Here is a 17,915-nt window from a genome sequence, read left to right on the forward strand (position 1 = left end):
GTGCTACTTCGCCCGCTTCTTCTCGATCACATCCCAGATCTTCGCCGCGACATCCGGTCCGCCGAGCTTTGCAATCGCGCGGATACCGGTCGGCGAGGTCACGTTGATCTCGGTGAGGTTGCCGTTGATGACGTCGATGCCGACGAACAGCAGGCCGTGCTCGCGCAGTGCCGGCCCGACCGTCTCACAGATCTCGCGCTCGCGCGGGGTGAGCTCGGTCTCCTTCGCGGCACCGCCGCGTACCATGTTGGAGCGCAAATCGTCCGCGGCCGGCACCCGATTGACGGCGCCCGCGAACTCGCCGTTGACCAGAATGATGCGCTTGTCGCCGTGCTTCACCTCGGGGATGAACTGCTGGATCACCCAGGGCTCCTTGAATGTCACCGAGAACATGTCGAACAGCGAGCCGAAATTCATGTCCTGCGGCATCACGCGGAACACCGCGGCGCCGCCATGGCCATGCAACGGCTTCATCACGACGGCGCCGTGCCGGTCACGAAAGGCGTTGATCTCGTCGAGGTCGCGCGAGATCAGGGTCGGCGGCATCAACTGCGGAAAATTCATCACGAACAATTTTTCCGGCGCGTTGCGCACGCTCGCGGGGTCGTTGACGACAAGCGTCTTGGGATGGATGCGCTCGAGAAAATGCGTCGAGGTGATGTAGGCGAGGTCGAACGGCGGGTCCTGCCGCAGCAGCACCACGTCAAAGCCGTTCAGCGCCTCGCGCTTGGGCTCGCCGAGCGTGAAGTGATCGCCGGGCTCGTCGCGCACGGTCAGGAGCTGCACCGGCGCCACCAGCTCCTCGCCGACCAGCGACAGCTTGTCGGGGGTGTAATAGGACAGCCCGTGGCCGCGCTTCTGGGCCTCAAGAAGCAGCGCAAAGGTGGAATCGCCCTTGATGTTGATGCGGGCGATGGGGTCCATCTGGACGGCGACGTTCAGTTTCATGGGCGGCCTTTCAGGTCGAGGCGTCGAATGCCGCCAACACATGGCGTGGAAGTCGCCGCGGCGCAATCAGCATGGCGTCAAATCGCAATTCAAATTCGGCATGCTCGGGATGCGTTACAAGCCAGCCTTGGGCGGCATTGACGATGCGCTGCTGCTGGCGCGGCGTCACGGCATAGGCGGCGTCATCGAGGCTGGCGCGCGCCTTTACCTCGATGAAGGCGATCAGATTGCGCCGCCGCGCCACGATGTCGATCTCGCCATGCGGCGTGCGGTAGCGCTTTGCGAGGATGCGGTAGCCTTTGGCCATCAGATAGGCGGCGGCACGGCTTTCGGCGGAGAGGCCGGTGCGGAACGCGGCGACGCGTTCGGGGGACGCGACCTTCGGCTCCGCCGGCGTCACGCCATCAGGCTTGACGCCATTAATCTTGGCCATCGTCACCTCGCAAATCTTTTGCAAGCTCGAGCGCGCGGGCATAGATCTCGCGCCTGGGCCGCCCCGAGAGCTCGACTGCATGCGCCACGGCGTCCTTGACGCTGTTTGTGGCGAGCTGCGTGCGCAGGAGGTCGTCCAGCGCGTCCGGCGTCATGGCCTGGCTGTCGGCAGAAGGCGGCGCGATCACCAGCACGAACTCGCCACGTGTTTCCAGCGTAGCAGCGTCACGTGTCAGCTCACTGAGCGGCGCGCGCGAAATTTCTTCATGCAGCTTGGTCAGCTCGCGGCAGATCGCGGCCTCGCGGTCGCCCATGATCTCGGCGAGATCGGACAGGGTGTCCTGCACGCGATTGCCGGATTCGAACATCACGAGCGTCGCGTCGATGCGGGCAAGCTCGGACAGGCGGGTACGGCGCGCGACCGATTTCGCTGGCAGAAAACCTTCGAAGAAGAAGCGGTCGGTCGGCAAGGCCGCGACCGAGAGCGCCGCAAGCACCGAGGAGGGGCCGGGCAGGGCGAACACCGCATGGCCCGCGGCCGAGACCTCGCGCACCAGCTTGAAGCCGGGATCGGAGATCAGCGGCGTGCCGGCATCGGACACCAGCGCGATCGAGCCGCCTTGCGAAAGCCGCTCCAGGATCTTTGGCCGGGCCGCTTCGGCATTGTGCTCGTGATAGGGCTTGAGCTGGGCTGATATCGCATAGCGCTCGGTCAGCCGCCTGGTGATGCGGGTGTCCTCGCAGGCGATGATATCGACGCCGGCCAGCGTCTGGAGCGCGCGCAGGGTGATGTCGCCGAGATTGCCGATCGGGGTCGCCACCAGATAGAGGCCTGCCGCCGCCTTCGGCGCCACAAAGCGGTGGGCATCAATGGAAAAACCCCGCGCAGCGGGTTCCGCCAGGCTTTCAGGCGTATTTGTCGGGGCAGGCTTTGCGCGCATGATGTCAACTTAGAGGGAGAGGGGCGCTTGCGCCATATTCGCGGCGAAAACGCCCAGTTGATGCCAAAGCAACACTGGCGAACAATTACGCAAGACAACTGGCGGCCGCGTTAGGCAACTATTATCCTTTTGTTTCGGTTAACTATTCGCCGACACTATGCCTGAATCCGCAATTGCCGGTATTTGCGGAAGGAAGTCCTGACCGATCCCGGTCGGTCACCAGAAGAGCTGCCATGGTGGGCCCGCGTCATCCCAAATCGTCCACTTCGGGTCCCGCCTTGCCGGCGGCGACCCGCCGGACCGCGCTTGGCCTTCTGCTTGGCGCGCCGCTGCTGTCGGCCTGCGCCGGCGTTCAGCAGAGCCTCAGCCAGTTCTCCAACCCGTTCAGCTCGTCGTCGCCTCCGCCCGGACCCGCCGGTCCACCGCAGCAGGCTGCCGTCGCCGGGACCGGCGGGGTCAAGGTCGGCCTGATCCTGCCCCTGTCAGCCGCCGGCAATGCCGGGCTTGCCGCGCAGTCCATGCGCAACGCCGCCGAGATGGCGCTGGCCGAGTTCCAGAACCCGAACATCCAGCTCCTGATCAAGGACGACAACGGCACGCCGCAGGGTGCGCAACAGGGCGCCCAGCAGGCGGTCGAGGAGGGCGCCGAGATCGTTCTGGGGCCGCTGTTCGCGCAGTCGGTTCCGGCCGTCGCGCAGGTGACGCGCGCGCGCGGCGTCTCGGTGATGGCGTTCTCCACGGATTCCAGCATCGCCGGCCGCGGCGTGTATCTGCTCAGCTTCCTGCCGGAGTCGGACGTCAACCGCATCGTCGAATACTCCGCCAGCATCGGCAAACGTTCCTTTGCGGCGCTGGTGCCGGACAATGCCTATGGCAATGTCGTCGAGGCCGCGGTCAAGGCGGCGGTGCCGCGGCGCGGCGGCCGTCTCGTCGCGTTCGAAAAATATGGCTCCGATCGCGCCACCGCCGCGCGCACGGTGGCGCAGCAGCTCGGCGGCGCGGATGCGCTGTTCATCGCCGATGACGGCGATTCCGTCGTCGCGGTTGCCGATGCGCTCACCGCCGCGGGCGCCAACCTGCGCAACATCCAGTTGCTCGGCACCGGCCTGTGGGACAATCCGCGCGTCTATGCGAGCCCGGCGCTGCAGGGCGGTCTCTATGCGGCGCCGGATCCGGCAGGGTTCCGCGCCTTTGCCGGCCGCTATCGTACCAAATATGGCGGTGAGCCGGTGCGCACGGCGACGCTCGCCTATGACGCGGTGGCGCTGGTCGCGGCGCTCGCACGCACGCAGGGCGGTCAGCGTTTCTCGTCCGACGTGCTCACCAATCCGTCAGGGTTTGCCGGCATCGACGGCCTGTTCCGTTTCCGCGCCGATGGCACCAATGAGCGCGGTCTTGCCGTGATGAAGGTCGCGCAAGGCGGCGGCGTCGCGGTCGCGGGTTCGCCGAAGAGCTTTGGGGCGTAGCCCGCTGAACTAACCCGATTTGGCCACAGCCGGGACTTGCGCCTCGTAGCGGCGCCGATTGCTCCAATAGATGTTCGCGAACAGGGCGGCCTCCTGGCGATAGGGAATATGATCGTCGGCGTCCTGGCCGGCCTGCGTCTCGATCCAGGAAAGGTGCTCCGCGATGGCGCCTGAGCGGTCGCCCTGCAGGGCGCGAATCTGGAAATCGTACATGTGCTGTTCGATCTCGAGATAACGATCGTACCAGCACGTCGACCACTGACGGTTTTGCAGGGCAAAGCGCCGAATCCACCGCTCCGCCAGGTCCATCTCATGCTCGGGCTTGGAGAACATCACATCGCGGCGCGCTTCCTGCAGCGTCTCGATGGCGACCGGCTTGTTCTTCTGCCAGAGCGTCTGCATCGCGGCGTCGGACAGGAAGCGGTCGGCATAGATCGGATGCTCGAACGCGAGGTCCCGCAGGTGCGGCAGTTCAAAATAGACGCGAATCTCCGAACAGACGCTCGCCTTCAGCTCGTTGTCCTCCATCTTGCGGTGAAAGGCATCGAAGCCGATGCCCGGAAAGTAGGGCATGAAGGCGGAATGAAACATCTCGTGCAGACGGTAGAGATCCTCGATCGCCGGATTGTCGTAGGTCCGGTTCATCGTCACACCCCACCACGAGCAAAAATGGGCGCGTTCGAGCCGGTCATTCGTCGTGTCGCAGAACAGGCGCGGCAGGCTCGCGAACTGTTCGACGATGTCGTGGATGAAGCCGCGATTGGCGTGCGAATTGCGGATCGGTTCACACCGCCACAAGCCGTGCACATGGCTGTGGATGTCTTTGGGATGGGTCAGGGCGACGAGATTCTTCAAGACGCGTCTCCGGGGATCGGGCCGGCCGTCCCGATCATTTGCGCCATGGCAGGGGTGAGACAAACGCGCAAGCGGGCCTGCGGATGGTTCGCGGGTCGCCGCAGGAAGGCGGCAAGCGCGGGATCGGAGGTATCCGCCTGCGATGCCTGAGCAAGGATCGTCACGTCACTCGGCTCGAGCGCGATGCCGAGCCGGCGGCCGACCTGGACGGCCGCCTCACGCTGAACGCTCCTGTAGCGCCGCGGCAGATCAAAGACGTCGTGGCGCTCGATCAGCGCGAGGCCAAGCTGCAGCGAGGTGAGGTTCTTGAACCATTGATTGCCGAACAGGGATGGCATGGCTTCGCGACAGAGAATGCCGCCGATGCGGTCGTAGTAGACCCCGAACGGCTTTGAGAGGCTGAACGCAACGGCTTGCACAGCGGGACTGTCCGCCGCAATTCGCGATGCGAGCGCCTCAGTGATGCTGCCGACATAGGTGACGTCGAGCAGCAGGCGAGGTTTTGCGGCGCCGGCTGAGAGCAGATCGAAGAAGGCGTTGGCCTGCGGCCAGACATTGCCGTCGATCGCGGAAGGCTGGCTGATACAGAACAGCGCGGTCGGAGGAAGCGAACGGCCGACCTTCTCCCAATCGGCGCGATCATGCTCGACGACTGAGATCCCGCATGCCTCGGCATAGGCCTTGTAGCCCTCGTACTCGCCACGGAAGACGTGGACCTCGGGATCAAATCGCTCGCTTCGCGCGCGGTTGCCGTAGGCGGTGATGACATGAAATATGGCTTCGCTGCCGCCGGCCGTCGGGTAGCGCCAGGGAAATCCGGCGGGCTGGATCGCAACCACCGGGTTCGCCCATGCCATCCAACGCGCGAGGAAGGCTTCATGAAGCGCAAACTGCTTGCCGGTCCAGGCGTCTCGGAATTGCTCGAGATGGTGACGGCGCGCGGCATCCGGTGACGCAAGGCAATTGCCGAGCATGGCGTGCTTGGCCGCTTCGGTCTCTGGCGTGACGAGCGCGTAGACCGTCTTGCTCGCGCCGGCATCCTTCACGCGCCGGTCGAGTTCTGGATCATGGATCGCAGGGGGAGTGGTTCGCTCGTTCATGGCCGTCCGGAGGCGGGGCAGGATAGCGCGCGAGCCAATCTAGCACAGCAGGCCGTCGACCGCCGGAAATCCCGGCAGTTCGCTTATCAAAGCCTTTACGCGGCCAGATCCGCCACCACGGCGTCCAGCACGGGGAAGCCGCTGCTGGTCACCCGCAGGCGCCCACCCGCATCCACCGTGATCGCACCTTCCTCGCGCAGCAGCGCGATGCGGCCGGGATCGAGCGGGCGGCCGGCGAGCGCGGCGTAACGCTTGGGGTCGATGCCTTCGGCGAGCCGCAATCCCATCAGCAAAAATTCGTCGGCGCGTTCTTCGCTGTTGAGGAGATCGTCGGTGACGACGCCATGGCCGCTGCTCTCGACCCGCATCAGCCAGGCCTCGGGGCGCTTCTCGGTGGCGGTCGCGTGCCTCACGCCGTCGATGTCGAGCCGTCCATGCGCGCCGGGACCGATGCCGGCATATTCCTCGCCGCGCCAGTAGACGAGATTGTGCCGGCATTCGGCACCGCGTCGCGCGTGGTTGGAGATCTCGTAGGCGGGAAGCCCGAGCTTGTCGCAGGTCTCCTGCGTCACGTCGTAGAGCACGCGCGCAAGACCTTCGTCCGGCGTCTTCAGCTTGCCGGCCTGGTGCAGGCCGTAGAACGGCGTGCCTTCTTCGATGGTGAGCTGATAGAGCGACAGATGCTCGGCCGCCTCGTCGATGGCGTGACGGAGCTCGTCGCTCCACATCGCCGGCGTCTGGTCGGGGCGGGCGTAGATCAGGTCGAACGAGTAGCGGTCGAACGAGCGTCGTGCGATCGCAACCGCATCGAGCGCCTCGCGCGCGCTATGCAACCGGCCCAGCATTTTCAGCGAAGCGTCGTCGAGCGCCTGGACGCCGAGCGAGACACGATTGACGCCGGCGGCGCGATAGCCGGCAAAACGCGTGGCTTCCACACTGGTGGGATTGGCCTCCAGTGTCACTTCGACATCGCCGGCTACGCGCCAGTGCTTGCCGATCGCATCGAGCACCGCGCCGACGGTTGCGGGCTGCATCAGGGACGGCGTGCCGCCGCCGAGGAAGATCGAGGTGACCTCGCGGCCGGGTGCACGCTGCGCGGTGGTCTCGATCTCGCGGGCGAAGGCGCTGGCAAAGCGTGCCTCGTCGATCGCGGCGTGGCGGACATGGCTGTTGAAGTCGCAGTAAGGGCACTTCGACAGGCAGAACGGCCAGTGCACATAGACGCCGAAAGCGTCCTTGTCAGCGCGGCTCAAGGCAGATCTCCGCCAGTTTCACGAAGGCGCGGGCGCGATGCGACAGGCCGAGGCCCAGCGGCGGCAACCCATGCTTCTCGATGCTTTCCATCTCGCCAAAAGTGCGCGCGTGACCGTCGGGCAAGAACATCGGATCGTAGCCGAAGCCGGCCGTGCCGCGCGGCGGCCAGACCAGTGTGCCGTCGACGCGCGCCTCGACCTCCTCGCGATGACCGTCGGGCCAGGCGACGCAGAGTGCCGAGACGAAATGCGCTCTTCGGCGGTCCGGTGTGGTTGCACCGCGCTCCTGCAACAGGCGCTCGATGCGCGTCATCGCCGCGGTGAAGTCCTTGGTCGGGCCCGCCCAACGCGCGGAAAAAATGCCAGGCGCGCCCTCGAGCGCGTCGACCACGATGCCGGAATCGTCGGCAAAGGCCGGCAGCTTCGCGGCTTGCGCCGCGGCGACCGCCTTGATCTCGGCATTGCTGCGAAAGTCGTTGCCGGTCTCTTCGGGCTCGCCAAGGCCGAGGTCGCCGGCCGAGACCGCTTCGATGCCGTGCGGTGCCAGCAGCTCCCGCATCTCGGCGAGCTTGCCGGGATTGTGGGTCGCGATGACGAGCTTGCCTGTGATTCGGCGGGCCATGGCCTATTGACTATGCCACCGCAAGTTTCTGCAAGTCCACGAGACGCGCGACACCCTTGCGCGCCAGCGCCATCAGCGCGAGGAACTCGTCCTGCGTGAACGGCTCGCGTTCCGCGGTGCCCTGCACCTCGATGATGCGGCCGTCGCCGGTCATGACGAAATTGGCGTCGGTCTCGGCTGCGGAATCCTCGGCATAGTCGAGGTCCAGCACCGGCGTGCCCTGATAAATGCCGCAGGAGATCGCGGCGACGTTGTCGCGCATGACGTTGGCCTTGATCATGTTGCGCGTCTTCATCCAGTTGATGCAGTCGGCGAGCGCGACCCAGGCGCCGGTGATCGATGCGGTGCGGGTGCCGCCGTCGGCCTGGAGCACGTCGCAATCGACCGTGATCTGGCGTTCGCCGAGCGCTTCGAGGTCGACGATGGTGCGAAGCGAGCGGCCGATCAGGCGCTGGATCTCGACGGTGCGGCCGCTCTGTTTTCCCGCGGAGGCCTCGCGGCGGGTGCGCTCCAAGGTGGCGCGCGGCAGCATGCCGTATTCGGCGGTGACCCAGCCGCGGCCCTGGCCCTTCAGCCATGGCGGCAGGCGCTCTTCCAGCGTGGCGGTGACCAGCACATGGGTGTCGCCGAACTTCACGAGGCAGGAGCCTTCCGCATATTTGACCACGCCGCGCTCCAGCGTCACGGGGCGCAATTCGTCGGGCGCACGGCGGCTTGGCCGCATGGGAAACCTCCAAAACTCACGGGAAAATGCTGCTCGCGGTGCTTGTAGGAGGGGGAAGGGTGGGCGGCAAGGCCTTTTCGGCCCAAATGCGCGCTTGTCAGAGGGCGTTTGGATAGACAAATTATCAGCAACTGAGAGGAGTTAACGTCTGTGGCCCATCACGATCCGATTCATCTGATCGCGTCGCGCGCAGGCCTTGCCCAGCTCAACGAGCGTTCGCGCGACATCTTTCGTCAAATCGTCGAGAGTTACCTCGCAACCGGCGAGCCCGTCGGCTCGCGCAACATTTCGCGGCTGATCGCCGTGCCGCTCTCCCCAGCCTCGGTCCGCAACGTCATGGCGGATCTGGAGCAGCTCGGCCTGATCTATGCCCCGCACACCTCGGCCGGCCGGTTGCCGACGGAACTCGGCTTGCGCTTCTTCGTCGACGCCCTGATGCAGGTCGGCGACCTCAATGACGCCGAGCGGCAGGCGATCCAGAGCCAATTGTCCTCCGTCGGGCAGGCGCAATCGGTCGAGGCGGCGCTGGAGGAGGCGCTGACGCGGCTGTCGGGCCTGACGCGCGCGGCCGCCGTGGTGCTGACGCCAAAATCCAATGCCCGGCTCAAGCACATCGAATTCGTCCGCCTGGAACCGGAGCGGGCGCTGGTGATCCTGGTCGGCGAGGACGGCCAGGTCGAAAACCGCGTGCTGACCCTGCCGCCCGGGGTTCCCGCCGCAGCCCTGATCGAAGCCGGCAATTTCCTCAATGCGCGGATCCGCGGCCGGACGCTGGCCGAAGCGCGGCTCGAGCTCGAGACCGCGCTGACACACGCCCGTGCTGAGCTCGACCAGCTCACCCAGAAGGTGATCTCGGCCGGCATCGCGAGCTGGTCCGGCGGCGAGAACGAGGACCGCCAGCTCATCGTGCGCGGCCACGCCAATCTGCTCGAAGACCTGCATGCGCTGGAGGATCTCGAGCGGGTGCGCCTGTTGTTCGACGACCTCGAGACCAAGCGCGGCGTGATCGACCTGCTCGGCCGTGCGGAACACGCCGAGGGCGTGCGGATCTTCATCGGTTCGGAGAACAAGCTGTTCTCGCTGTCCGGCTCCTCCACGATCATCTCGCCCTATCGGGATGCCGCCGGCCACATCGTCGGCGTTTTGGGCGTGATCGGCCCGACACGGCTGAATTATGCCCGCGTGATCCCCACCGTGGACTATGCCGCCCGCATCGTCAGCCGCCTGCTGGGCGGCTGAGGCGCGTTTTTCGCCGATCACGGGCGCTTGATTTTCGCGCCGCAAAGCACGATATCCCGGCCAGAAACTCCCCTAACTGAGACTGAGAAGCAGCCGATGACCGATCGAGACCGGCAACCCGAAGACACGACCGCGGCGACCGGCGAGCCCGTGGTGTCAAAGCCTTACGTGATGCCCGACGATCCCGAGCCCGGTTCTGTCGAGCTGTTGCAGAAGGAAGCGGCTGACGCGCGCGACCGGATGCTGCGGACGCTCGCCGAGATGGAAAACCTGCGCAAGCGGACCACGAAGGAAGTCGCCGACGCCAGGCTCTACGGCATCACTGGCTTTGCCCGCGACGTGCTCGACATTGCCGACAATCTGCAGCGTGCGCTCGACGCCGTTCCGGCCGAGGCGCGTGCCGCCGCTGATCCCGGCCTGACGGCGCTGATCGAGGGCGTGGAGCTGACCGAACGCTCGCTGCTCAACGCGCTGGAAAAGCATGGCGTGAAGAAGTTCGATCCGCAGGGACAGAAGTTCGATCCGAACTTCCAGCAGGCGATGTTCGAAGTGCCCGATGCCTCGGTACCGTCGGGCACCGTGGTGCAGGTCGTGCAGGCCGGCTATCTGATCGGCGAGCGCGTGCTGCGCCCGGCACTGGTCGGCGTGTCCAAGGGCGGCGCCAAGGCCGCACCAGCTGCCAACACCAACGAGCCGAACAGCGCGGCGTAAGCCGCGCCGTTCCGCGTCGCGCGCGACTTACGCGCTCACCGCGATATCGCCGGACTGAATCCGCTTGACGCCGGCCTTGGCCATATCGGCCCAGGCCTTCGCAAGCGAGCCCTGCGTGTCGATGCCGCGGCAGGCGTCTTCCACCACATAGGTCTCGAAGCCGGCCTTGCGCGCGTCGAGCGCGGTCCAGGCGACGCAGAAGTCCGTGGCCAAGCCCGCAACGAAGACGCGCTTGATCTTGCGACCCTTGAGATAGCCGGCGAGGCCGGTCGAAGTCTTGCCGTCGGCTTCGACGAACGCCGAATAGCTGTCGACGTCCTTGTGAAAACCCTTGCGGATGATGAGCTCGGCATGCGGGATCGCAAGATCCTTCGACAGCGAAGCGCCGTCGGTGCCCTGCACGCAATGGTCGGGCCACAGCACCTGCTTGCCGTAGGGAAGATCGACGGTCTCGAACGGCTTCTTGCCGGAATGGACCGACGCGAACGAAATATGGCCCGGCGTGTGCCAGTCCTGCGTCATCACCACATTCGCGAACGCCTTGGCCATCTTGTTGATGACCGGCACCACCTGCTCGCCTTCCTTCACGGCGAGGCTGCCGCCGGGCAGGAAGCAGTTTTGCACGTCGATCACGAGCAGCGCGGACGTCTCGTCCGGCTTGATGGATGCCGCCGCCCAGAGCGAGGTAGGAACGAGCGTTGCGAGCGTTGCAGTTGAAAGTCCGAAAACCACCTTCCGTCGATCAAGCATAGTCCGTCTCCCTCCAAGATGAACCCGACGGGGAGGGAGCGTAGTTCCATTTGTGTACAAACAAAAGCCCGAAAATGCGGCCGGGCGCTGGTCAGCGTGTAGGCTTGCTGGCCCAACAAATCCCCGTCGTCCCGGCCTCCGCCGGGACGATACCGAGTAGGTTGCCCGGTCGTCGCGCTACGATTTTTGCTAGCCCTTCGGCTGGATGCCGTCGCGCACCGCGCGGAAACGGGTGAAGGCGTCGGACCACTGGTCGCGCGGGGCGCTGGCGATGATGCGCAGCGAGGTGCCGCCGCCGAAGCGGATCCACTGCACGACAGTCACCGCGGTCTTGTCCTTGCCGCTGACGCCGTCGATCCGGGTCTCAAAACCCGGCGTGCCGCTGATGCGGATCGGCTCCGACATGGTGACGCGCGCCTCGCGCACGCCCGGAATCTGCTGCGCGGCCTCCTGCGCAAAGCGGGCGCGATCGTCCGGGTTCTGCGGCGTGGAGCCGATCAGGCCGATGATCATGAACGGCTTGGATTCAAAGCCGGTGGTCGCGTCGCCGTCGGCCAGCACGATGCTGGAGCCGGGCGCGAGCATGCGCACGTTCTTGAAGTTGGCGAGATCGGAGATCTTGAACGGCATCTGCGCAAGCTGCTCGTCGACCGGCACCTCCTTGCGCGTGACGGCGGTGGCAAACATCTGCCGCACCGCCTCGTCGGTGTAGATCTTGGCGGCGTTCTCCGGGATCTGCACCGCGACATAGCCGGAGAAACCCTGGCCCGGCACGATCATCGAATAGCGCTTCACGGTATCAGCACCGTTCTTGGCGGTCTCGACGGTGAAATAGGCAAGGCCTGCGGAGGTCTCGATCTTGTCCGGCTTGACGCCGGCGGGGCCTGTGGGATTGGCCTTGAAGGCGTTCGCGACCTCGCCATAGGCGTCTGCCGGCAGTTCGGTGACCAGCACCTTCACGCTCTGGTCGTCGCTCTCGAATCCCGGAAAGGATTTTGCCGGGTTCAGGCCGATCAGCGGGACCATTCCGAGGCGTGCGCCCGGCGGGAAGACCGGGTCGGCGGCCAAGGCCGAATTGATCGCCGGAACGGCGGAGATGACGAACAGGGCGAGCGCGGTCAGCAGGCGAATGGGCTTCATGAAGACTCTACTTGGTTCACATTGAGGCCGTTCGATGGACGGCCACCGGGCCCCTTTGTCGCGCTGGGCGCCGCGGAGGGGTCAATCCGTTCGCCCCGCCTTTTAGCGGGTTTGGCCCTCCCGCAACAGGGTCGGGACCATCGGGGCCGGGCCGGCCGGGTGGTCCGCAACCCGTTAACAAACCCTCACCTGCAAGGGGCCTATGCGGGACCGGGTAGCCCGATATGATCTTCCAAAACCCAATGTTTTCACGGCCGAAACGTGGTTTCGGTCCTTGCGGGCAGGTCCCCCCCTCCTATATGAGCGTCAACCATCGCAATATCGCGGATGTTTGATCTTAGGGGGTTTGGATCGGGTGCCTTCTGGGCCCAACCAACCTGCCGTAAAAACAAGGATATCAGGACCATGGGAAAGGTCATTGGGATCGACCTCGGCACCACGAATTCGTGCGTCGCCGTAATGGATGGCAAAAACGCCAAAGTCATTGAGAATTCCGAGGGCATGCGCACGACGCCTTCGATCGTCGCTGTCACGGATGACGGCGAACGCCTCGTCGGCCAGCCCGCCAAGCGCCAGGCCGTCACCAATCCCGAGCGCACCTTCTTCGCAGTAAAGCGCCTCATTGGCCGCCGCTACGACGACCCGATGGTCGAGAAGGACAAGAAGCTCGTTCCCTACAAGATCGTGAAGGCTTCCAACGGCGACGCCTGGGTCGAGGCCGACGGCCAGACCTACTCGCCCTCGCAGGTCTCTGCGTTCATCTTGCAGAAGATGAAGGAGACCGCGGAAGCCCATCTCGGCCAGAAGGTCGATCAGGCGGTCATCACCGTTCCCGCATACTTCAACGACGCCCAGCGCCAGGCGACCAAGGACGCCGGCAAGATCGCGGGCCTCGAAGTGCTGCGCATCATCAACGAACCGACCGCGGCCGCGCTCGCCTATGGTCTGGACAAGACCAAGACCGGCACGATCGCTGTGTACGACCTCGGCGGCGGCACGTTCGATATCTCGATCCTCGAAATCGGCGACGGCGTGTTCGAGGTGAAGTCGACCAATGGCGACACCTTCCTCGGCGGCGAAGATTTTGACATGCGCCTGGTCGGCTATCTCGCTGACGAGTTCCAGAAGGAGCAGGGCATCAACCTGCGCAACGACAAGCTCGCCTTGCAGCGCCTGAAGGAAGCCGCTGAGAAGGCCAAGATCGAGCTGTCGTCGACGACGCAGACCGAGATCAACCTGCCCTTCATCACGGCGGACCAGACCGGGCCGAAGCATCTGACGATGAAACTCACCCGCGCCAAGTTCGAGGCGCTGGTCGACGACCTCATCCAGAAGACCGTCGAGCCCTGCCGCAAGGCGCTGAAGGATGCCGGCGTCACCGCCGGTGAGATCGGCGAAGTGGTGCTGGTCGGCGGCATGTCGCGCATGCCGAAGGTTCAGGAAGTCGTGAAGCAACTGTTCGGCAAGGAGCCGCACAAGGGTGTCAATCCCGACGAAGTCGTCGCGATCGGTGCCGCGATCCAGGCCGGTGTGCTCCAGGGCGACGTCAAGGACGTGCTGCTGCTCGACGTGACCCCGCTGTCGCTGGGCATCGAGACGCTGGGCGGCGTGTTCACCCGCATCATCGACCGCAATACCACGATCCCGACCAAGAAGAGCCAGGTGTTCTCGACCGCCGAGGACAACCAGAACGCGGTCACCATCCGCGTCTTCCAGGGCGAGCGTGAAATGGCGGCCGACAACAAGATGCTCGGCCAGTTCGACCTGATGGGCATTCCGCCGGCCCCACGCGGCATGCCGCAGATCGAGGTGACCTTCGACATCGACGCCAACGGCATCGTCAACGTGTCCGCCAAGGACAAGGCGACCGGCAAGGAGCAGCAGATCCGGATTCAGGCGTCCGGCGGTCTGTCCGAGGCCGACATCGAGAAGATGGTCAAGGACGCCGAGGCCAATGCCGAGGCGGACAAGAAGCGCCGCGAGGCGGTTATGGCCAAGAACGAAGCGGACGGCCTGGTGCATTCGACCGAGAAGGCGCTTGCCGAGCACGGTTCGAAGGTCGCCGAGACCGAGCGCCGCGCCATCGAGGATGCCGTCAGCGACCTCAAGGAAGCGCTGAAGGGCGACGATGCCGAGGCGATCAAGGCCAAGACCAACACGCTGGCCCAGGCTTCGATGAAGCTCGGCGAGGCCATGTACAAGCAGCAGGCCGAGGCTGACGCCAAGAAGGATGCTGCCAAGGACGACGTCGTCGACGCGGAGTTCACCGAGGTCGACGACGACAAGAACAACAAGAAGTCCGCCTGAGCCCTTAGAGGGTCATGATGCGGACGGCTTGGACCCCACACGTACAGTCGGCCTCCCCCCTCAGGGGGGAGGCCTTCGTGTCGGGCTCGACGGGGCATCTCCCCGTTACGATCAATCAATTCCCGATTGTTATGCTGAACGCCGCCGTGCTGCCCTCTGCCGCCAGGCCGAAGGCTGCTTATATCGTCGCGTGGCGACGTTTCGCTCCGACTTGAATCGCGATTGGATAGACCGAGTCCGACATGTCCACCAAGCGCTGCTATTACGAAACCCTCGAAGTCGAACGCTCTGCCGACGATTCCGTCCTGAAATCATCGTTCCGCAAGCTGGCGATGAAGTTCCATCCCGACCGCAATCCGGGGGATGACACCAGCGAAGTCCGCTTCAAGGAAATCAACGAGGCCTATGAGGTCCTGAAGGACAAGGACAAGCGCGCCGCCTACGACCGCTACGGACATGCGGCGTTCGAGCAGGGCGGCGGGTTCGGCGGCGGCGGTGCAGGCTTTGGCGCGGGCTTTGCGTCGTCCTTCTCCGATATTTTCGAGGATCTGTTCGGCATGGCCGGACAGCAGCGTGGCCGTGGCGGCCGCGAGCGCGGCGCGGATCTGCGCTACAACATGGAGATCACACTCGAGGAAGCCTTTGGCGGCAAGACCGCGCAGATCGAGATTCCCGTTTCGGTCACCTGCGAGGCCTGCTCGGGCACCGGCGCCAAGGCCGGCACCAAGCCGAAGACCTGCTCGACCTGCGGCGGCGCCGGGCGCGTGCGGCAGTCGCAGGGCTTCTTCACGCTGGAGCGGACCTGCCCCGGCTGTCAGGGCCGCGGCCAGATGATCGAGGATGCCTGCCCGTCCTGCTCGGGCCAGGGCCGGGTCACGCGGGAGCGGACGCTGTCGGTCAACATTCCGCAGGGCGTCGAGGATGGCACGCGGATCAGGCTCGCTGGCGAAGGCGAGGCCGGCGTGCGTGGCGGCCCGTCCGGCGACCTCTACATCTTCCTGTCGCTCGCCCAGCACCAATTCTTCCAACGCGACGGCGCCGACCTGCATTGCCGGGTGCCGATCTCGATGGTGACGGCCGCGCTCGGCGGCGAATTCGAGGTCCCGACCATCGACAAGGGCAAGACCAAGGTGAAAGTCCCCGCCGGGACCCAGTCCGGTCGTCGATTTCGCATTGCATCAAAAGGCATGCCGGTGCTCCGTTCGCGCCAGATGGGCGACATGTACGTCCAGGTCGCGGTCGAAACGCCCCAAAATCTCACGAAGAAGCAACAGGAACTGCTCGCGGAGTTCGAGAAATTGTCCTCCGGCGCCACGCAACCGGAATCGGCGGGCTTTTTCTCCAAGGTCAAGGATTTCTTCGGCAATCGGGCGTCCTGACCCGGCTTGACCGTATCGTCTGTCGCCTATAGGTCTTTATGACCATTTTCTGACACGCCGCGGCGACGCGGGTCCCGTCCGGTCCTGACATGCCATTGCAATCGTCCGTGCGTGCGTCGAAGAAACCTCGTCTTGACGACGAGGTTCGGTTTCTCCGCTCATGGATAGAAAAGCCGCTCCACATGGGCGCGGTAATGCCGTCGGGCAAGCTGCTCGCGCGGACCATGGCGCATTATGTCGATGTCGATTCCGATGCGCCGGTGGTCGAGCTCGGGCCCGGAACGGGCGCCATCACCTCCGCTCTGGTCGAGCGTGGCGTCGATCAGAAGCGTCTCGTTCTCGTCGAATATAATCCAGGCTTCTGCGCGCTGCTGCGAGACCGCTATCCGCGGGCCAGGGTCGTGCAGGGCGATGCCTATCGTTTGCGCGATACGCTCCGGAACGTCCTGGGCGCGCCCGCGTCCGCCGTCGTTTCCGGCCTGCCGCTGGTCACCAAACCGATGCTGACGCGCCTGAGGCTGATCCGCGACGCCTTCACCGCGCTCGCGCCCGGCGCGCCTTTCGTGCAGTTCACCTATTCGGTGGCGCCGCCGATCCCGAAATCACTGCCTGGCGTGTCCACAGAGGCGTCGGAGCGGATCTGGATGAACCTTCCGCCCGCCCGCGTCTGGGTGTATCGCAAGGACTAATTCCGCCGGCTTCGTTCTTCGCGCGGCGGGAGTTGTTTTCGCCGAACGCGTTGATTTGGATGCCCGCACCAAAGATCCTGGTCATTCCCGGCTCGCTGCGCACCGGCTCGCATAATGCGAAGCTGGCGGCCGTTGCCGCTTATGAATTCGCCCAGGCCGGTGTCGACGTCACCCGCATCTCGCTCGCTGATTTTCCGCTGCCCATCTATGACGGCGACCTCCAGGTGAAATCCGGCGTGCCGAAGCACGCCGTCAATCTCAAGCGCATGATCGGCAGCCATCACGGCGTGCTGATCGTGACGCCGGAATACAACGCCTCCGTCCCGCCGCTGCTCAAGAACGCGATCGACTGGGTCAGCCGCGTGCAGGATCCGCATGAGACGCGCGGCGAGGTGTTTCGCAATCGCGCTTTTGCGCTCGCCGGCGCATCGCAGAGCCGGCTCGGCGGCAGCCGCGCGCTGATGGCGCTGCGGCTGATCCTGACGTCCTGCCACGCCAATGTAATTGCCAGCCAGCTCGCGCTCTCCTTTGCCAACGAGGCCTATGACGATATGGACAGGCTGAAGAACGAGAGCGATATCGACGCGCTGAAGGAGCTGGTGCGGCAGTTGATCGACGTTTCCCAACGCATGATGTGAGGTGACATGACGCAAGCCGAAATCGCCCCCAAGGACCGCCTGATCGTCGCGCTCGATTTGCCGAGTCCTGCCGCAGCGGAGGCGATGATCGACCAGCTCGGCGACAGCGTCACCTTCTACAAGATCGGCTATCAGCTCGCCTATGCCGGCGGCCTGCCGCTGATCGGCAAGCTTGCTGATAAGGGCAAGAAGGTTTTTGCCGACCTCAAGATGCACGACATCGGCAACACGGTTGCGCGCGGTGTCGAGAGCATCGCCAAGTCGGGTGCGACCTTCGTCACCGTGCATGCCTATCCGCAAACCATGAAGGCCGCCGTCGAGGGGCGCGCAGGGTCGCGCCTGAGGATTCTGGCCGTGACGGTGCTGACATCCTACAACGATGACGATCTGCACGCGGCCGGCTACCGGATCGGTGTGTCGGAACTGGTCGAGGCGCGCGCGCAGCAGGCGCAGGTGCTTGGCGTCGATGGGATCGTCTGCTCGCCGGAGGAAGTCGGCAATCTGCGCAAGATCGTCGGGCATCAGATGGAGCTCGTTACCCCCGGCATCCGGCCGGCGGGATCCGCGACCGGGGACCAGAAGCGCATCATGACGCCGGGCCGGGCGATCGCCGCGGGCGCCGACTATCTCGTCGTCGGACGGCCGGTGGTCGAAGCCGCCGATCCGAAGGCAGTGGCCGAGGCCATCCAGGCCGAGATCGCACAGGCACTGGGCTGAACAG

At 65.0% G+C, this 17,915-nt stretch carries 18 protein-coding genes; 8 read left to right on the forward strand and 10 right to left on the reverse strand.

Annotated elements, in window-relative coordinates; genetic code table 11:
• Positions 1-3: 3 nt before the first annotated feature.
• Genes gshB through rsmI form a run of 3 tightly spaced genes read right to left on the reverse strand, consistent with a single transcriptional unit; the run spans position 4 to position 2,321 of the window.
• Complete coding sequence (gene gshB / locus KUF59_RS00955) at positions 4-948, reverse strand: glutathione synthase (RefSeq protein ID WP_212456359.1); 945 nt, start codon at positions 946-948, stop codon at positions 4-6.
• 10 nt (positions 949-958) lie between these two features.
• Positions 959-1,381, reverse strand: coding sequence for a YraN family protein (locus tag KUF59_RS00960; RefSeq protein ID WP_212456358.1), 423 nt, complete (start codon positions 1,379-1,381; stop codon positions 959-961).
• The gene (gene rsmI, locus KUF59_RS00965; protein WP_212456357.1) at positions 1,368-2,321 is read right to left on the reverse strand and encodes a 16S rRNA (cytidine(1402)-2'-O)-methyltransferase; all 954 of its coding nucleotides are present in this window, start codon (positions 2,319-2,321) and stop codon (positions 1,368-1,370) included. Before rsmI ends, KUF59_RS00960 begins: the two co-directional genes overlap by 14 nt.
• Positions 2,322-2,554: 233 nt before the next feature.
• Here rsmI and KUF59_RS00970 point away from each other — a divergent pair, with 233 nt between their 5' ends.
• Positions 2,555-3,787 carry a penicillin-binding protein activator gene (locus KUF59_RS00970; RefSeq protein WP_212456356.1) on the forward strand — a complete coding sequence of 411 codons (1,233 nt, stop codon included), beginning with the start codon at positions 2,555-2,557 and terminating at the stop codon, positions 3,785-3,787.
• A gap of 9 nt (positions 3,788-3,796) precedes the next feature.
• On the opposite strand, the gene KUF59_RS00975 is transcribed toward KUF59_RS00970, so the two are convergent.
• From KUF59_RS00975 to rph, 5 genes are all read right to left on the reverse strand, one after another.
• Positions 3,797-4,642 (reverse strand): hypothetical protein, encoded by an 846-nt coding sequence (locus KUF59_RS00975; RefSeq protein ID WP_258768088.1) that lies wholly within the window; start codon positions 4,640-4,642, stop codon positions 3,797-3,799.
• Positions 4,639-5,742: an aminotransferase class I/II-fold pyridoxal phosphate-dependent enzyme gene (locus tag KUF59_RS00980; protein WP_212456354.1), complete on the reverse strand. Its 1,104-nt coding sequence runs from the start codon at positions 5,740-5,742 to the stop codon at positions 4,639-4,641. The genes KUF59_RS00975 and KUF59_RS00980 overlap by 4 nt, the downstream gene beginning before the upstream one ends.
• A gap of 95 nt (positions 5,743-5,837) precedes the next feature.
• Positions 5,838-6,995 carry a radical SAM family heme chaperone HemW gene (gene hemW, locus KUF59_RS00985; RefSeq protein WP_212456353.1) on the reverse strand — a complete coding sequence of 386 codons (1,158 nt, stop codon included), beginning with the start codon at positions 6,993-6,995 and terminating at the stop codon, positions 5,838-5,840.
• A complete protein-coding gene (gene rdgB / locus KUF59_RS00990) occupies positions 6,982-7,617 on the reverse strand; it encodes an RdgB/HAM1 family non-canonical purine NTP pyrophosphatase (RefSeq protein ID WP_212456352.1) in 636 nt (211 codons plus the stop codon). Before rdgB ends, hemW begins: the two co-directional genes overlap by 14 nt.
• A gap of 10 nt (positions 7,618-7,627) precedes the next feature.
• Entirely contained in the window at positions 7,628-8,341 is a 714-nt protein-coding gene (rph, locus tag KUF59_RS00995; protein ID WP_212456351.1) for a ribonuclease PH, read from the reverse strand.
• Positions 8,342-8,491: 150 nt separating this feature from the next.
• Here rph and hrcA point away from each other — a divergent pair, with 150 nt between their 5' ends.
• Positions 8,492-9,580 (forward strand): heat-inducible transcriptional repressor HrcA, encoded by a 1,089-nt coding sequence (hrcA, locus tag KUF59_RS01000; RefSeq protein ID WP_212456350.1) that lies wholly within the window; start codon positions 8,492-8,494, stop codon positions 9,578-9,580.
• Between the two features lie 96 nt (positions 9,581-9,676).
• Positions 9,677-10,291: a nucleotide exchange factor GrpE gene (gene grpE, locus KUF59_RS01005; protein WP_212403204.1), complete on the forward strand. Its 615-nt coding sequence runs from the start codon at positions 9,677-9,679 to the stop codon at positions 10,289-10,291.
• 27 nt (positions 10,292-10,318) lie between these two features.
• Here the strand turns inward: grpE and pncA are convergent, their stop codons facing one another.
• Complete coding sequence (gene pncA, locus KUF59_RS01010) at positions 10,319-11,041, reverse strand: bifunctional nicotinamidase/pyrazinamidase (protein ID WP_212456349.1); 723 nt, start codon at positions 11,039-11,041, stop codon at positions 10,319-10,321.
• 189 nt (positions 11,042-11,230) lie between these two features.
• Positions 11,231-12,181, reverse strand: a complete 951-nt coding sequence (locus KUF59_RS01015; protein ID WP_212456348.1) for a hypothetical protein — start codon at positions 12,179-12,181, stop codon at positions 11,231-11,233.
• Positions 12,182-12,586: 405 nt separating this feature from the next.
• Between KUF59_RS01015 and dnaK the strand changes: the two genes are divergently transcribed.
• From dnaK to pyrF, 5 genes are all read left to right on the forward strand, one after another.
• On the forward strand, positions 12,587-14,488 hold the full coding sequence (gene dnaK, locus KUF59_RS01020; RefSeq protein WP_212456347.1) for a molecular chaperone DnaK: 1,902 nt from the start codon (positions 12,587-12,589) through the stop codon (positions 14,486-14,488).
• 242 nt (positions 14,489-14,730) lie between these two features.
• Positions 14,731-15,867, forward strand: a complete 1,137-nt coding sequence (gene dnaJ, locus KUF59_RS01025; protein WP_212456346.1) for a molecular chaperone DnaJ — start codon at positions 14,731-14,733, stop codon at positions 15,865-15,867.
• 89 nt (positions 15,868-15,956) lie between these two features.
• Positions 15,957-16,556, forward strand: a complete 600-nt coding sequence (locus KUF59_RS01030; RefSeq protein ID WP_212456345.1) for a class I SAM-dependent methyltransferase — start codon at positions 15,957-15,959, stop codon at positions 16,554-16,556.
• A gap of 59 nt (positions 16,557-16,615) precedes the next feature.
• Complete coding sequence (locus tag KUF59_RS01035) at positions 16,616-17,194, forward strand: NADPH-dependent FMN reductase (protein WP_212456344.1); 579 nt, start codon at positions 16,616-16,618, stop codon at positions 17,192-17,194.
• Between the two features lie 6 nt (positions 17,195-17,200).
• Positions 17,201-17,911: an orotidine-5'-phosphate decarboxylase gene (gene pyrF, locus KUF59_RS01040; protein WP_212456343.1), complete on the forward strand. Its 711-nt coding sequence runs from the start codon at positions 17,201-17,203 to the stop codon at positions 17,909-17,911.
• Positions 17,912-17,915: the final 4 nt, after the last annotated feature.

Source organism: Bradyrhizobium arachidis (assembly GCF_024758505.1).
In the GTDB taxonomy this organism is placed as follows: domain Bacteria; phylum Pseudomonadota; class Alphaproteobacteria; order Rhizobiales; family Xanthobacteraceae; genus Bradyrhizobium; species Bradyrhizobium manausense_C.

Excerpts from the sequence above, each read along its gene's own strand:
- gshB (WP_212456359.1), bottom strand. The coding sequence starts at position 948 with ATGAAACTGAACGTCGCCGTCCAGATGGACCCCATCGCCCGCATCAAC.
- KUF59_RS01015 (WP_212456348.1), bottom strand. The coding sequence starts at position 12,181 with ATGAAGCCCATTCGCCTGCTGACCGCGCTCGCCCTGTTCGTCATCTCC.
- grpE (WP_212403204.1), top strand. The coding sequence starts at position 9,677 with ATGACCGATCGAGACCGGCAACCCGAAGACACGACCGCGGCGACCGGC.
- rph (WP_212456351.1), bottom strand. The coding sequence starts at position 8,341 with ATGCGGCCAAGCCGCCGTGCGCCCGACGAATTGCGCCCCGTGACGCTG.
- rdgB (WP_212456352.1), bottom strand. The coding sequence starts at position 7,617 with ATGGCCCGCCGAATCACAGGCAAGCTCGTCATCGCGACCCACAATCCC.
- KUF59_RS01035 (WP_212456344.1), top strand. The coding sequence starts at position 16,616 with ATGCCCGCACCAAAGATCCTGGTCATTCCCGGCTCGCTGCGCACCGGC.
- KUF59_RS00970 (WP_212456356.1), top strand. The coding sequence starts at position 2,555 with ATGGTGGGCCCGCGTCATCCCAAATCGTCCACTTCGGGTCCCGCCTTG.
- dnaJ (WP_212456346.1), top strand. The coding sequence starts at position 14,731 with ATGTCCACCAAGCGCTGCTATTACGAAACCCTCGAAGTCGAACGCTCT.
- dnaK (WP_212456347.1), top strand. The coding sequence starts at position 12,587 with ATGGGAAAGGTCATTGGGATCGACCTCGGCACCACGAATTCGTGCGTC.
- KUF59_RS00980 (WP_212456354.1), bottom strand. The coding sequence starts at position 5,742 with ATGAACGAGCGAACCACTCCCCCTGCGATCCATGATCCAGAACTCGAC.
- rsmI (WP_212456357.1), bottom strand. The coding sequence starts at position 2,321 with ATGCGCGCAAAGCCTGCCCCGACAAATACGCCTGAAAGCCTGGCGGAA.
- KUF59_RS00960 (WP_212456358.1), bottom strand. The coding sequence starts at position 1,381 with ATGGCCAAGATTAATGGCGTCAAGCCTGATGGCGTGACGCCGGCGGAG.
- pyrF (WP_212456343.1), top strand. The coding sequence starts at position 17,201 with ATGACGCAAGCCGAAATCGCCCCCAAGGACCGCCTGATCGTCGCGCTC.
- pncA (WP_212456349.1), bottom strand. The coding sequence starts at position 11,041 with ATGCTTGATCGACGGAAGGTGGTTTTCGGACTTTCAACTGCAACGCTC.
- KUF59_RS01030 (WP_212456345.1), top strand. The coding sequence starts at position 15,957 with ATGCCATTGCAATCGTCCGTGCGTGCGTCGAAGAAACCTCGTCTTGAC.